17 protein-coding genes are annotated in these 14,343 nt (G+C 69.4%); 10 read left to right on the forward strand and 7 right to left on the reverse strand.

What is annotated here, in order from left to right:
* The first annotated feature begins 40 nt into the window (after positions 1-40).
* Positions 41-865, forward strand: coding sequence for an META domain-containing protein (locus F9278_RS25300; protein ID WP_193241621.1), 825 nt, complete (start codon positions 41-43; stop codon positions 863-865).
* A gap of 117 nt (positions 866-982) precedes the next feature.
* Positions 983-1,588 carry a peptidase inhibitor family I36 protein gene (locus F9278_RS25305; RefSeq protein WP_226966928.1) on the forward strand — a complete coding sequence of 202 codons (606 nt, stop codon included), beginning with the start codon at positions 983-985 and terminating at the stop codon, positions 1,586-1,588.
* A gap of 233 nt (positions 1,589-1,821) precedes the next feature.
* Here F9278_RS25305 and F9278_RS25310 read toward each other — a convergent pair whose 3' ends face one another.
* From F9278_RS25310 to F9278_RS25325, 4 genes are all read right to left on the reverse strand, one after another.
* Entirely contained in the window at positions 1,822-2,082 is a 261-nt protein-coding gene (locus tag F9278_RS25310; protein ID WP_152170362.1) for a hypothetical protein, read from the reverse strand.
* Positions 2,079-2,279 carry a hypothetical protein gene (locus tag F9278_RS25315; protein ID WP_152170363.1) on the reverse strand — a complete coding sequence of 67 codons (201 nt, stop codon included), beginning with the start codon at positions 2,277-2,279 and terminating at the stop codon, positions 2,079-2,081. The genes F9278_RS25310 and F9278_RS25315 overlap by 4 nt, the downstream gene beginning before the upstream one ends.
* Positions 2,279-2,458 carry a hypothetical protein gene (locus F9278_RS25320; protein ID WP_152170364.1) on the reverse strand — a complete coding sequence of 60 codons (180 nt, stop codon included), beginning with the start codon at positions 2,456-2,458 and terminating at the stop codon, positions 2,279-2,281. The genes F9278_RS25315 and F9278_RS25320 overlap by 1 nt, the downstream gene beginning before the upstream one ends.
* 185 nt (positions 2,459-2,643) lie before the next feature.
* Positions 2,644-2,838 (reverse strand): hypothetical protein, encoded by a 195-nt coding sequence (locus F9278_RS25325; protein ID WP_152170365.1) that lies wholly within the window; start codon positions 2,836-2,838, stop codon positions 2,644-2,646.
* Positions 2,839-3,028: 190 nt separating this feature from the next.
* Between F9278_RS25325 and F9278_RS25330 the strand changes: the two genes are divergently transcribed.
* The 7 genes from F9278_RS25330 (at position 3,029) to F9278_RS25360 (ending at position 9,063) form a co-directional block, all read left to right on the forward strand.
* Complete coding sequence (locus F9278_RS25330; protein WP_152170366.1) at positions 3,029-3,793, forward strand: GntR family transcriptional regulator; 765 nt, start codon at positions 3,029-3,031, stop codon at positions 3,791-3,793.
* A gap of 139 nt (positions 3,794-3,932) precedes the next feature.
* On the forward strand, positions 3,933-4,172 hold the full coding sequence (locus F9278_RS25335) for a hypothetical protein (protein ID WP_152170367.1): 240 nt from the start codon (positions 3,933-3,935) through the stop codon (positions 4,170-4,172).
* 318 nt (positions 4,173-4,490) lie between these two features.
* A complete protein-coding gene (locus tag F9278_RS25340; protein WP_152170368.1) occupies positions 4,491-4,676 on the forward strand; it encodes a hypothetical protein in 186 nt (61 codons plus the stop codon).
* Between the two features lie 233 nt (positions 4,677-4,909).
* Complete coding sequence (locus F9278_RS25345; protein ID WP_152170369.1) at positions 4,910-5,785, forward strand: bile acid:sodium symporter family protein; 876 nt, start codon at positions 4,910-4,912, stop codon at positions 5,783-5,785.
* Positions 5,786-6,101: 316 nt separating this feature from the next.
* Complete coding sequence (locus F9278_RS25350; protein WP_226966929.1) at positions 6,102-6,707, forward strand: hypothetical protein; 606 nt, start codon at positions 6,102-6,104, stop codon at positions 6,705-6,707.
* Between the two features lie 453 nt (positions 6,708-7,160).
* Positions 7,161-8,423 (forward strand): helix-turn-helix domain-containing protein, encoded by a 1,263-nt coding sequence (locus F9278_RS25355; RefSeq protein ID WP_152170370.1) that lies wholly within the window; start codon positions 7,161-7,163, stop codon positions 8,421-8,423.
* Positions 8,424-8,568: 145 nt separating this feature from the next.
* On the forward strand, positions 8,569-9,063 hold the full coding sequence (locus tag F9278_RS25360; protein ID WP_152170371.1) for a hypothetical protein: 495 nt from the start codon (positions 8,569-8,571) through the stop codon (positions 9,061-9,063).
* A gap of 49 nt (positions 9,064-9,112) precedes the next feature.
* Here the strand turns inward: F9278_RS25360 and helR are convergent, their stop codons facing one another.
* From helR to F9278_RS25375, 3 genes are all read right to left on the reverse strand, one after another.
* Positions 9,113-11,434, reverse strand: coding sequence for an RNA polymerase recycling motor ATPase HelR (gene helR, locus F9278_RS25365; protein ID WP_226966930.1), 2,322 nt, complete (start codon positions 11,432-11,434; stop codon positions 9,113-9,115).
* A gap of 88 nt (positions 11,435-11,522) precedes the next feature.
* Positions 11,523-12,908: a glycosyltransferase gene (locus F9278_RS47355; RefSeq protein ID WP_226966931.1), complete on the reverse strand. Its 1,386-nt coding sequence runs from the start codon at positions 12,906-12,908 to the stop codon at positions 11,523-11,525.
* Between the two features lie 331 nt (positions 12,909-13,239).
* Positions 13,240-13,785 (reverse strand): hypothetical protein, encoded by a 546-nt coding sequence (locus F9278_RS25375; protein ID WP_152170372.1) that lies wholly within the window; start codon positions 13,783-13,785, stop codon positions 13,240-13,242.
* A gap of 302 nt (positions 13,786-14,087) precedes the next feature.
* On the opposite strand from F9278_RS25375, the gene F9278_RS25380 reads away from it, so the two are divergent.
* Positions 14,088-14,318, forward strand: coding sequence for a MafI family immunity protein (locus F9278_RS25380; protein WP_226966932.1), 231 nt, complete (start codon positions 14,088-14,090; stop codon positions 14,316-14,318).
* Positions 14,319-14,343 lie beyond the last annotated feature (25 nt).

Below are 14,343 nucleotides of genomic sequence, written 5' to 3' on the forward strand. Positions count from 1 at the left end.
CACCCGCCTCGGCCGTCCCCGTGGCATGCGCCCACAGCGAATGACTCTCGTCTCCCTGCTCCTGCTCCTGCTTCCGCTGGTGGCGGCGTGCGGCAGCGGGACGACCAGCGGATCCGCCGGCCCGAGCGCCTCGAAGGCCTCCGAGGCCCCTACGGTCCTCGCGGCCTCCGTCACCGGTGTCCGCTGGTCCGTCGACAGTCTCACCGTCGCCGGCGAGCACTCGGTGGCGCCCGACGAAGCGCTCCTGGAGATCGCTGAGGACGGCGAGGTCAACGGCACCCTGGGCTGCAACGACTTCCACGCCACCGCGGAAATGACCCCGGGCACGCTGGAGTTCACCGACTGGGGCCTGACCGAGATGGCCTGCGCGAAGGACGTCATGGCCTTCGAGGACTCACTGCGTGACACCCTCACCGAGGGCCGGCTGAAACCCCGGGTGGACGGCGGCGAGCTGACCCTGACCACCGAGGGCGGCGACACGGTGAGGCTCGGCAAGGCGAAGCAAGCGCAACTGCTCGGCGTCACCTGGACGGTGGATGCCCTCGTCGACGACAACACGGCCACGTCGCTGCCGTCCGGCACCCTGGGCAAGGTGTGGTTCACGATCGACAAGCGGACCAGCAGCTTCACCGGCACCCTCGGCTGCAACCGCGTCACCGCGCGCGCGACGGTGGGGGACGGGCACCTCACCCTCACCCGCCTCGGCTCCACCCGACGGACGTGCTCCGGCGAGGTGATGAAGACGGAACGAGCCCTGAAGGAACTGCTCCAGAAGAAGCTCGCGTACGAAGTAGGCCCCGACAACCTCACGCTGACGGCCGAGGACGGCCGGGAACTGGGCGCCATCGCCCCGGAACCTCAGTGACCAGCGGTATTCGACCGTGCTCGAAACGCCTGGTGCGGGTCGAGAGGTGCCACTGACCATGAGGGACATGAGGGAGTCGCAGGAACGACGGTTGCGACCACACCAAGGGAGAGACGGATGAGTCCACTGAACCCGCTGAAGCCGTTGAAGCCGTTGAGTATGCGCTGTGCCTCACTCGCACTCGGACTGGTGGCCGCGTCCGTGTTCACGACGGCCCTGGCCTCGCCGTCGATCGCCGCGCCGGCGCACACCACCTCGTCCGCGCGGGCAGCGGATGCCCGGATGGAGCAGCAGATCGAGGGCCTGCTGCGACACAACGAGGGCGCCGAGCGGGTGGCCAAGGACCGGGTACGGCTGGAGCCGGGCGTGGAGATGACCGTCCTGCCGTCCTCCACACGCGCGGCGGCCGGCATGAGCGACTGCCGGGCCGGTTACGCCTGTGTGTGGCAGTACAGCGGCTTCACCGGCTACCGCCTGGACTTCTACTACTACGGCACCTACGACCTGGGCAACTACACCGTGTCCGACGGCTCCAGCTGGCGGGACAAGGTCAGCTCCTTCTTCAACAACCAGACCGGAGGCGCCTGGATGGTCGGCAAGGACTGGGTCAGCACGGGTAGCGGCAGCCAACTGCAGTGGATCTTCGGCGGGCCGGGCGCCTACTACGAGTCCCAACTGGGCGAATCCGACAACCGAGCCGACGTGATCCAGCTGTACGCGTAGCCCAGGACCGGGCCGCCAAGGGCCCGAAGCCTCCTACCCCACCGACCGTGCCGACGCTCGGACCACGACCCCGGCCACAGCCACAACCACGTGGCCTGGCCTGCCGACCGCCGAGCCGAACAACTCCACCACACCACCAGCCTGAATGGACTCCCCTCTTTCTGTGCCGCGCCCCTGGCAGGGCCTTTGAGGAGGACCGCCAGGGGCGTTGGGCTTGGCCGTGCCGCCGAGTCTTACGCTCGCCCCACGACGTGTGCCATACCGGGTGAAGTCTGAACCGACTGCCGACAGTCTGGCGCGGTCGGCGGTACGGGCTCGCCGTCGAGTGCGCGGCACAGTGCGGCGTGCAGATGCTCGGCTTCGGCCAGGGTGAGGGTCAGTTCGGTGTCTGTCGCGTGGCCGTCGGTGAGGGACAGGCGTAGGGGTACGGCGAGTTGGTTGTCGTCGGTGCGGTGTACGGGGCGGTCTGGTGGGCGTTCGATGGTCCAGGTCATGGCGTCGTCGTCTTTCCGATGCGGGCGAGGCGGTAGGTGCCCCAGAGCTGGCGGCCGTCCTCGCAGCCGTCCTGGGCCTTGGGGGTGCCCTTGCAGCCGGTGGCGCATGTGCGGGTGTGCTCGAAACAGAGGCGGTAGGCGCGGAGCATGGGGATCTCGGGGCGAGGCACGGCGATTGAGTTCTGGTTGTTGGGCATCAGCTCACCTCCGCGAGTCGGCGGGCGTGGCGGATTTGTTGGCGTACCTCGGGGGTGAGGAGGTAGGCGCCTACGAGAGTGCTGTTGATGTCGTCGGGGGTGATGGTCGGCAGTTCCGCGCGAGGTTGCGGGTGGGGGGTTCTGCGGCGACGGGCGCTCGCGAGGAACGCGGCCCACATCTCAGGTGAGGGGGAGCGCGGGGGAGGGCTTGGCATCGGAGTCGGGCCGAGGCAGGTGCGTGATGGCCGGCTATGGACTTCGGGTTCGGGCAGGCCGAAGAGCACTGCCCTGACCCAGGCAAGTGCCCGTGATACAAGGTGCATTGTCGATCTCCTGGTTGGGTCGGCCATGCCCCGGGGCCGTGTCAGCGGTCGCCGGGGTTTTGCTCGGCCTTGTTGATGACGAGCGCCCAGAGGCAGTCGCCCTCGCCGGTGCGTCGATGCCCGTACGAGTCGGCGTCGGCGATGGCGACCAGGACGGCTCTGCGTGCGGTCTCGCTCAGCTCCCGCGGCAGGTCCACTTCCAGCCGGACGCCGATGGGGTCCTCTTCGCTGCGCACCTTGGCCCCAGTGGCGTCGGCCAGTCGTGCGGCAATGCTTTCGGCCTTCGGACGCACGGATCTCCCAAGTAAGCATGCGATTACATGGAGCACTTCTACTTCAGTAGCTTCTACCTGATGCAGTAGCTTGTCAATGTCGTCGTCAACCGCACCACCAGCCCTGTGCGTTCAGGGCAGCACGGAGAGCCGTATGCCGCGTGAGGCCCCGTACCTCGAAGTCGCGGACGACCTGCGCCGCCGGGTAAGGGCGGGCGAGTGGGCCGTCGGCGAGCGCCTGCCGTCGCGAGCGCAGCTCGCCGAGGAGTACGGGGTGGGGCGCAATGTCACGCAACGTGCGATGGAGCGCCTGATCATCGAAGGCATTCTTGAGGGGCGGGCCGGTTCCGGGACGTACGTTCGCGCGCCCCGTGAGCGGTTGCGGATGATCCGGTCCCGGCATCGTGAGCATCGGGGTGGCTCGCCGTTCCGTGCCGATATGAAGGAGCAGGGGCGGCGCGGTACTTGGGAGTCGCACAGCCAGGCCCGGGTTCCCGCGCCGGAGCGCGTCGCCGAGCGTCTGGCCGTCGATCCGGGTGACCCCTGCGTCGTCACCCGGTACGAGTTCCTCGCCGACGGCCAGTCCGTTCAGCTGTCGGAGTCATGGGAGCCGATGGCCATCACCGATGGCACGCCCATCGTCCTCCCCGAGATGGGGCCGCTGGCCGGCATGGGGGTCGTGGAGCGGATGCGTTCCATCGGGGTCGTCATCGAGACGGCCGTGGAGGTTCCGCGTCCGGGTCGGGCCACCCAGGACGAGGCCAATCTGCTGGGTATCAGCGTCGGGGAGCTGCTGACCCGTATCGAGCGCACGTACCACGACAGTGACGGTCGTCCTGTCGAGACGGCGGACATCACCGTGCCCGACGTGCGTTGGGAGATCGCCTACGAGTTTCCGATCGAGCGACCCGCGCCCTGACGATCCGTTCTTCTCGATCGAGCGGTTCGAGGAGCGGTTGGAGGGGCATGTCGCGGCCGGTGGGTGGGGGTGTGTCGTCGCCGAGGTCGGGGGTGAAGTGGGCGGGTTCACCTATGGGTTCACGGCTCGGGATGACGCGATGACGTTCAAGTTGTGCGAGAACATGCTGCGCGAGAAGTGGCGTAAGCGGGGGATTTCGCAGGTCATGCATGGTGAGTTGGTGGGGCGGCGGACGGAGGCACGGGCTGAGTTGCTTGTGCGGCGGGAGCGGCCGGGGTTGCGGGCCATGTATGAGGGGTGGGGGTATGAGCAGGTGGGGGAGAAGCTGCCGTTTCCCGACTCGCCGTTGTACGACGTCATGGTCCTCGCCCTGCGCTGATGAGGCTGACGAGGGCGCGCAGCTTGAGGGACGGCTTCGGCGGCGTAGTCCCCGTCCCCGGGCCCGCCCCGCCCTGCCCGCCCAGCCTGCCCTGCCCGCCCAGCGCTGGCCCGTGAAGCTACGTATGGGATTACGTAGTCCTACTGGCGCCATGGGAAGGCGGCGTTGCGAGACTCGCCGCATGGGCTTCCTGGCGGAGGCGTGGTGTCGCGCCGGGGAGCTTGCTGTCTTCCTACTGGGTGACCGCCGCCGGCGGTTCAACGGGCAGTGTGCGCTGTCCGGTTGATAGGGCCCAACCGAACATTGGAGAGTGCTCCGTTGGTTTCCAAGACTCGTGTCGTTCTGGGCATGCTCCTGCTCGCGGCCCTGGCCATCGGCACCGTCCTCCTGCTCCTGGCCATGGATGCCGATCCCACCTGGTACAAGTTCCTTCCTACCAGCATCATCGGTCTCGGCGCGCTTGTCGCCCATAGTTCCGGATGGTTCAACAAGAAGGGCACGTGACCGACCGGCGTAATGGCTCTTGCCGTGCCTTGAAGCACCAAATGTCATGCAATACGCGCCGCACAACGCCGCACAACGCCCCACAGAACATAAGGACTTCAGAACTTCCATCACGCTGACCAGCAAAAACCTTGTAACAGTCCCCGGCTGCTGCTTCACTGTGGCGACCTACGGGCCGTGCGGCGGTCTCGCAGCTCCGCTGCTGTCATGCGGTCATCGAGGAAGCGTGAGGCATGAAGGATTCAGCGCTGATCACGATCGGTTTGCCTGTCGCGCTTGCCGTGATCATGTTCGGTCTCGGGCTCTCGCTCACCACCGACGACTTCAGGCGGGTGGCCCGTTCGCCGAAGGCGGTCGCGTTCGCGCTGACCGTGCAGATCGTGGTGCTGCCGCTGGTCGCCTTCGGACTGGTCACGGTCTTCGACATGGACCCGCTCCTCGCGGTGGGTGTGATGCTGCTGGCCGCGTCCCCGGGCGGGACCACCGCCAATCTGTTCAGTCATCTGTTCCGCGGGGACGTGGCGTTCAACATCACGCTCACCGCGATCAATTCGGTGCTGGCGGCCGTCACCATTCCCCTCATCACCAATCTGGCCATCGGTTACTTCGACGCCGAGGGTGATCTGGGACTGCAATTCGGCAAGGTGTTGCAGGTGATCGCCATCGTGCTCATCCCGGTCGGGATCGGCATGCTCGTCCGCAAACGCTCCGCGGAATTCGCCGCCCGAGCGGACCGCCCGGTCCGTGTGTTCTCCATCGCCGTACTCGTCGCCGTGTCCCTGGCGGCGCTGCTCGGCGAGCGGGAGAACCTCGCCGACTACCTTCGCCAAGTCGGCCTGGTCACCGGCCTCTTCTGCCTCGCGAGCCTCAGCATCGGCTACGGCGGTGCCCGACTCCTTCGCCTCAGCGAGCCGCAGGCCGTCGCCAGCGCCATGGAGGTCGGGATCCACAACACCACCGTGGCCCTCACCATCGCGCTGAGCATCCTCGACAGCACCGAGGTGGCCATTCCCAGCGCCGTCTACTCGGTCCTCATGTACGTCCTGGCGACGGCCTTCGGTTACGCCATCACGCGGACCCGCTCGGGGAACCCCTCGACGACGGGCTGAGCCCCCGAGCCGTCTGGAGCCGTCTGGAGCCGTCTGGAGTCCGCCGTGCTCCGCCGTGCTCCGCCGTGCTCCGCCGTGCTCCACGCGGCGTCCCAACGCATCCCAGCAACCCCCGTCTCCGCAGGTCAACAGGGATGGGTTCGTTCCGGCGTCGGGGATGGGCCGGTGGCCGTTGTGGGTGATCCCCGGCGTCCTCGAAGCTCTGGGTGTCGCCCCGGCCGGGGAGCCACGAACCGCCCCGGCAGAGGTGGAGTGACGACTCCCGCCCGGCACTCGTGTACCGGGACAGCCCTGAGCCCAGAGAAGGAACACGCTCATGAACGCGCACATGAACACGGACATGAACACGGACATGAACACGGAAATGAACACGCACCGCAACAGGAAGTCCCTCGTACGCCGTCGGCCGGGTCTTCGTGCCGCCGCTGCCGGACTCGTGCTCGCTGTCGGACTCGGGGTGGTGGCGCAGGTGCCGGCGCAGGCGTCCATCCAGGCACCCACGAAGGCGCTCACCGCCGCGTCCAAGTCGGTTACCGCTGCTACGGCCAAGTCGGTCACCGGTACTCCCGGGCAGGCCGTGACCCGGGTCGCCGACTTCTACGGCGCGTACATCGACGCCAAGGGCGACTACACGGACCCGGACGTCACGCTGGCCAAGGCCCTCCGCAAGCACTACCTGACGCCCGACTTCGCCAAGCGGCTCGCGGCCTGGGAGAAGAAGAACGGGGCGGACGGCGTCCTGCGCGCCCAGAACGTTCCGGCGCGGTGGACGGTGACCGACAACGGCGCCGTGGGGATGGGCCGCGAGGTCATCGTCACCCTGACCTACGGCAGCGGGGAGACGACGCAGAAGGTCAAGCTGTTCGTGCTGGTGGAGCGGTACAACCGGATATCCGAGATCCAGACCACGACCGCCGGCTGACGGCCGAGCACGCCCTGCTGGCCCCTGCTGGCCCCGCCTCGCCCCGCCTCGTCCGGACGAGGCGGGGCCAGCCGGGGCTGGGCACCGGCCCGTTCGGCACAGCAGCGGCACGGCCGAGGGCACGGCGGCCGTGAACGCAATCGTGGGGGCGCGCGTATCGGACATCGGCGTCGGCGTCGGCGTCGGCGTCGGCGAAGAAGCCTGTCCGGCGGCCCCGGTGGAACCATCCCCGCCCATCCGACGTGCAGTGATAGCAGAGCCTGGGATGCGGAACCGCGGCCGGCGACGGGGGAACGACGCACGAGCGACGCACGAGCGACGCACGAGCGACGCACGAGCGACGGACGATCGACGCACGAAGACGCACGAAGACGCACGAAGACGCACGAAGACGCACGAAGACGCACGAAGACGGACGAAGGCGCACGAAGGCGCACGAACGACAGGGGAGCGATGCCGATTTCGGACGATGCCGAGGAGTTCGCGGCGTTGCTGCGTCGGCTCAAGGACCGCACCGACCGGAGCTACGGTTCCCTGGCCCGTCGCGTCCACATGAACACCTCCACGCTGCACCGGTACTGCGCGGGCGAGGCGGTCCCGCAGGACTTCGCGCCCGTCGAGCGGCTCGCGACGTTCTGCGGCGCGACAGCGCAGGAGCGGCTCGAACTGCACCGGCTGTGGCTGTCCGCGGTGGCGGCGCGACAGCGGGTGCGTACGACCGATTCACCGGCGAAGACGCCCCCGGCACCCGCCCCGAACGAGCGCTCCCCCTCAACTTCCCTCCCCACCCCCACCCCCACCCCCACCCCCACCCCCACCCCCACCCCCACCCCCACCCCCACTCCTCCCCGCCCCCGGTACCGCATCCGACGAGCAACTGCCGTAGCCGTAGCCGTATCCGCTACCGTCGCCACTGCCATCGGCTGCGTCCTGCTCGCCACCGTAGGCAGCACATCCACCCTCCTGTCGGACGACCGTTCCTCCGAGGCGGACGCCTCGCACCCCACGAGCCCCCGGACAACCGCCGCCGGCGCGCCCGGCCGCTCGGCGGAACCGTCGGACACGAGTACGAAGCCGACCACCGCCCCGCCGCTCACCTGGAGCGTCGACTCCCTGGTCTGGGACAAGGGGTGCGACCACGACTACGTCATCGGCAAGCCACCCACGCAGGTGCCGCCACCGCCCTTCGAGCAGGACGGCGGGGTGTGGGCGGCGACGCAGGGCGCGGTGCACGGGCGGCAGACGAAGGTGCAGATCTCCGTGCAGGGGCGGTCCTCCACGGCCGTGGTCCTGAAGGCGCTCCGCGTCCGTGTCGTCAGCCGCGGCACTCCGGGCGTCGGGAACGCGTACGCCATGGGCCAGGGCTGCGGCAGCGATCTCACGCCCCGCCGCTTCGCGGTGAACCTCGATGTGGACCGCCCCGTCGCCCGCCCGAAGGACGGCGCCGACGGCCAACGCACCCTCCCGGCCGTGCGGTTCCCGTACCGCGTCTCCGCCGAGGACCCGGAAGTGCTGCTGGTCGACGCGACGACACAGACGTACGACGCCCGCTGGTACCTCGAACTGGAATGGTCCTCCCAGGGCCGCACCGGCACGATCCGCGTCGACGACGACGGCCGCCCGTTCCACACCACCAGCATCAAGGGCCTGCCGCACTACTGGTACGGCACGAACGACGCGGGCGAGCGGGCCTGGGTCCCGCTCGACAGCTACTAGCCAAAAGCCGATCCGAAGCCAAAAGCCGATCCGAGACCGAGACCAGCTGACCAGCTGAGCGGCTGACCAGCTGACCAGCTGAGCGGCTGACCAGCTGAGCGGCTGAGACTCTGAGCAGCCCGCAACGGGGGAGGAACGCCACGTCATGACGACCATCGCGGTGACCGGGCATCTGGACCTGACCGAGGGGAGCGTGGCGCTGGTGCGTACGGCGTTGAACGACCTGCTCAGGCCGTACGCCGGCGACGGCGGCCCGCTCGTCGGGGTGTCCTGTATCGCCGAGGGCGCCGACACGCTCTTCGCCGAGGCCGTGCTCGCTGCCGGCGGGCGGCTGGTCGTCGTCGTACCCGCGAGGGACTATCGGCGGAACGTGGTCGGGCCCGAGCAGCGTGCCTCGTACGACCTCCTCGTCGAGGCCGCCGAGGAGGTCGTCCTGCTTCCCCACGAGACGTCCGACCGGCAGGCGTACGAGGCCGCCAACGCCGTACTGGTCGAGCGGGCCGACCGGCTCGTCGCCGTATGGGACGGCGCACCGCCCACCGGCAGGGGAGGCGGCACCGCCGACGCCGTCCTCGAAGCGCGCGCGGCCGGTGTCCCCGTGGACGTGGTGTGGCCGGACGGGGCGGCTCGCCGCGGCTGACCAGGGGGAAGGCCGACAGCCCATGGCCGCCCCCCGCCGACATCGGCCGTCAGGAAGTCGCCCCCAGGATGACCAGCCGCTGTGTCGCCCTCGTCATCGCCACATAGTGGTCCACCGCCCCCTCGACGCCCTCGCCGTACGTCTCCGGGTCGATGAGGACGACGAGGTCGAATTCGAGGCCCTTGGAGAGTTCGGGGGTGAGGGTGCGGACGCGGGGGGTCGTGGGGAGGCGGGGCGCGGAGCCCGGGGCGGCGATCACGCAGGCGATTCCGTCGGGGTTGGCGGACCGCCACGTGTCCAGGGTCCCCTTCAGGTCCGACACCGGGCCGTAGGTGACCGGGACGCCGTTGCTGCGGATCGACGTCGGGACGTTCGCGTCCGGGAGGGCGGCCCGGATCACCGGCTCCGCCTCCGTCATGATCTCCTCCGGGGTGCGGTAGTTGATGGTGAGGGAGGACAGGGTCACGCGGTCCAGACCCACCCGCTTCAGACGGTCCTGCCAGGACTCCGTGAAGCCGTGCCTCGCCTGGGCCCGGTCGCCGACGATCGTGAAGCTGCGGGACGGGCAGCGGAGCAGGAGCATCTGCCATTCCGCGTCCGTCAGTTCCTGTGCCTCGTCGACGACGATGTGCGCGAAGGGGCCGGCCAGGAGGTCCGGGGGAAGGACGGGCAGTTCGGAGTTGTCCACCAGGCTGACCTGGGCGTCCTCGCCGCGGAGCATCGTCACCAGGCCCTCGCCGTCGTCCGCGTCGGCGCCCGAGTTGGAGACCGCCTCGATCAGGTTGTCCACGACGTGGGTCATACGCTCGCGCTGCGCGGCGAGGGTGGCCGCGTGACGGCGTTTGCGGCGGGCCGTCTCCGGGTCCCCGAGGCGCTGGCGGGCCGCGTCGAGGAGGGGCAGATCGGACGTCGTCCAGGCCTGCGGCTCGTCGCGCTGGAGGAGCCGGACCTCGTCCCGGGTCAGCCAGGGGGCGCACAGCCGCAGATACGCCGGTACCGTCCACAGGTCCCCGACCAGGTCCGCCGCCTCCAGGAGGGGCCACGCCCGGTTGAACGTCGCGACCAGGTCCCTGTTCTGGAGGAGGGCCTTGCGGAGCAGGGCCGGGGGTACGGCCGTATCGGCGTCGGGGTCCGCGCCGGAGTCGGAGTCGGCGGCGCCGCCCGCCTCGTGCAGGTGCTCGTGCCTGTCCGTCAGGATCGTGAGGAGTTCCTCCCAGACCTGGTGGCGGGCCTCGTTGTGGGGGGTGCCGGGTTCCGCCGCCTCGAAGGCCGCGATCCAGTCGACGGGGCTCAGCGGGATGTCGGTCCACGGGGTGGTGACCCTCATGCCCTTGGCCGGCGGCTCCTCGTAGAAGCGGACGGCCTTCTCGATCCCGGCCACCAGCGCCGCCGACGACTTCAGGCGCGCCACCTCCGGGTCGGACTCCGTACCGGCCGCCGCGCCCTCCTCGACCAGGTCGCGCAGGATGCACGTCTGTACGCCGTCCTCGCCGAGGCTGGGGAGGACATCGGCGACGTAGGAGAGGTACGGGCGGTGCGGGCCGACGAAGAGGACGCCGCCCCGGCGGTGGCCCAGGCGGGGGTCGGCGTGCAGGAGATAGGCGGAACGGTGCAGGGCCACGACCGTCTTGCCGGTGCCGGGGCCGCCGTCCACGACCAGGGCGCCCCGGGAACTCGCCCGGATGATCGCGTCCTGGTCGGCCTGGATGGTGCCGAGGACGTCCCGCATCCGCTCCGACCTGTTGGTTCCCAGGCTGGCGATGAACGCGGACTGGTCGTCGAGCGCGGCGGTGTGGTGGTGGTCGGTGAGGTCGTCCAGATCGTCGCGGGAGAAGACCTCGTCCCAGTAGTCGCTGATACGGCCGTTGGTCCAGCGGTAGCGGCGGCGGCTGGTGAGGCCCATGGGGTTGGCGTGGGTCGCGCCGAAGAAGGGTTCGGCGGCCGGGGAGCGCCAGTCGACGAGGAGACGGCGGCCCGTCGTGCCGTCGGTGAGGCCGAGGCGGCCGATGTGGACGGGGTGTTCCGGGTCGTCCGTGGTGACCATGCGGCCGAGGCAGAGGTCCAGGCCGAAGCGGCGCAGGGTGCGCAGACGGGCGGTCAGACGGTGGATCTCCGTGTCCCGGTCCATCGCGTGCCGGCCCAGACCGCCGGGGGCCCTGCGAGCGGCGTCCAGTTGGGCGGACACCTCGGCGATCGACTCTTCGAGACACCGCGCGAGATCCGCGAAGTACCGCTCGTCGGCGGCGATCAGGGCCGGGGAGGCCTTGGCGGTGAGGCGGTCGGGGAGGGCGAAGGCCGTGGCGGGGTGATTGGGGTGATTGGGGTGATTGGGGTGGGTGGGGTGGGTGGGGTCGGTGGCCGGGGGGTTCATGTCGGGGGCTCCGAACGTCGTTTTCTGTAGGTCCGCATACTTCCGGTTGCTGTGGGGTGCGCCGGGCACGGCCTCGCAACGGTCACCCTCACGCCGACCGCGCCCGCCCCGCCCCACCCTTCCCACCCTTCCCGCCCTTCCCGCCGTACTCGTCGAACAGCCGTCGCGCCGCCCTCAGTGCCCCGTCCGGCAGGACGAGCCCCGCCACCTCCGCCGCCCGCTCCCGCGTGCCCGGGGCCAACGCCACCTTCAGCGCCGCCGACAGGGACTCGAACGTCGGGGTCGGGCCGTCGTGGGCCACACCGATGCCGAGTTCGGCGACCCGGTTCGCGAAGTACGGCTGGTCCGCGCCCTGGGGCACCACCACCTGGGGCGCGCCCGCCCAGGTCGCCGTGGTCGTCGTACCGGCGCCGCCGTGGTGGACGACGGCGGCGACCCGGCGGAACAGGGCGTGATGGTTGGCCTCGCCGACGACGAAGCAGTCGTCGCGGTCGTCGGCCACCCCCAGCTCGGCCCAGCCCCGGGAGACGACCGCCCGGCGGCCCTGCGCGCGGATGGCCTCGACGCACGCCCGCGCGACGTCCGCCGAGCCGCCGATCGCGATGCTGCCGAAGCCGACGTACACGGGCGGCGCCCCGGCGTCCAGGAACGCCGTCAGCCCGGCGGGCAGCGGGCGCTCGTCCGGCACGATCCACGTACCGGTCTGTACGACGTCGATGCCGATGCCGATGCCGATGCCGATGCCGATGCCGATGCCGATGTCGGACCCGGACCCGGACCCGGACCCGGACCCGGAGTCGGAATCGGAATCGGAATCGGAATCGGAGGGTCCCCGATCCGACAACAACCCCCACCACGGATCCAGCACCGGATCCGTGGCCAACCACGGCCGCTGGGTGAACACGTGATCGCGCAGACGGGCCACCGGCGGCAGCCCGACCCTCGCGCGGTGCTCGGCGTACACCTCGCCGAACAGATCGTCCGCGCTCCACGCGTCGAACTCCCACAGCGCGCGGTTGTCGGTCACGTCCGCCGGCAACGGCCGCCCCGGCCGTGGCATCGGCGGATGGCGCGGCGACGGCAGGGACACGGACTGGAAGCTCGCGTACACATACGGGATGTCCAGCTTCTCCGCCACGGACCGCACGCAGGCCGCGGCCGGGAGCAGGCCGGTCGCCACCAGCACGTCGCAGCCCTCCGCCGCCTCCGCGACCGTGTCGAACTCGGCGAGCAGTTCGGCCGCGCGCCGGGGCACACCGCTCGGACCCGGCGGTGTCGCCCCGGTCATCAGCGCGCGCACCGGCCGGCCGAACGGCACCAGCGGTACGTCCACATCGGCCAGCCGCCGCGCGAACTCCTCGTCCGGCGGCGCGCACACCCGCACCTCCGCGCCGAGTCCACGCAGCCGGACCGCGAGTCCGACCAGCGGCTCGACGCCCCCGCGCGAGTCGTAGTTCGCCAACAGCACACGCATCCAGCGCCCCCGGTCTCCATCGATGCAAGCCGAATCAGAGCCGATTCAGGCTCAGGCCGAGGATTCTGCGCCACGACGGGGGCCTTGCCGCAAGCCCCCGGGTGCGCTATACGTTGAGACAGGCAAGGAGAGGTCTACCTCCTTGCCATTCGTTTGCCCCGGACGGCCGGCGAGGACCGACGGAGAGGACCGATGGCGAGGACCGACGGAGAGGACCGACGGCTTCCTCACCAAGTGGAGAGGCGGCCGGACCGCTCTGCTGGTCTGCCTGGCACGGAGGCGGCGGGCGCGTCCCTTCGACAGGGATCGTGTCGGTGTTGCGGGACAAACCTCAAAAAGGCGCCCGTAGTTCTCGAATTGCCTTGTACGAAAGCCAAGTCGCCGTGGCGGCCAACGGCCAAGAAGCCGCGACCACCCAGGACGATGCGTCGATGTCCTTGACTCCTTCGATGCTCGCCGCTGCGAGCGATGCTGTTGCGACCAAGGCAACGATCGAGGTTCCAGGGAAGAGTAAGTAGTAGGGGTGCGTAAGCTTCTTCGCTTCGCTGTCCGGCCGATTCTGTTTCAGCCAGGATTCCCATCCGAGCCCCCCGTTCACTTTCGGGCTCAGCTCGTCGTTTATGTATGTCGCGATGGCGTCCACTGTACGGAACAGGGTTGCCATGCTTTCGCTTGAAACATAGGAGATGAAAGGAATGACCAGAAGCATCGGCCAGCGGTCCTGGGAGGTGAGCGTCACAGAGAAGACCACGCTTACGGCCGTCATGTGCAATGCGATCACCTGGTGTTGCAGATTTATTCTCGTCGCTATTTCTCCTCTCAGAGACGCGTATTCCGCCAGGGCGCCTTGGCTTGGATCGTTCTCTTCTGTCGACATGCCGTCCCCCTTGGAAGAGCGTGGCCCAGGTCGGTGCTGTGCAGTGGCTCGGCCCGGCTCGTGAGGAGAGGGGTGGGTGCGACGTTCCAGGATCACGAAGCCCATGCCGCGCGGCCATATGCTGACTCAGCGCACGGCATATGACATCAGCGCGCAGGGGGCGCATGCAGGCATGGCCGGTCGAGGCGCGCGTCTGATCAGGAGAGTCGACAGTCATCCGCCGCGCAGCGCGGGATGTCGGGTGGTCGATCCCTTCGTCCATGGCATGGGGGCAGTTCTTGAATGTGTCGTATCGAGCGCGAGTGGCGGCACTGCTTGAGGATTCGCCACCGACCTCGGAGGCGGTCATCACGGATGTGCGCCATCTTCTGACACATGGTGAGGAGGCTTTGGCGTTCGACACCATGTGCTCGTGGATCTACGAGGACGCTCTGCCCATCACCCGCCAATACCGTGCGAACCTGGTGGCCATGGCCGACGAGATGGCTACGCCACGTTCCGTCCACCGCCTCGACGGGCTAGTGATCGACTGATCTCCGTCACCAGAGATCTTCGCGG

The sequence above is a fragment of the Streptomyces phaeolivaceus genome (genome assembly GCF_009184865.1).
GTDB lineage: Bacteria > Actinomycetota > Actinomycetes > Streptomycetales > Streptomycetaceae > Streptomyces > Streptomyces phaeolivaceus.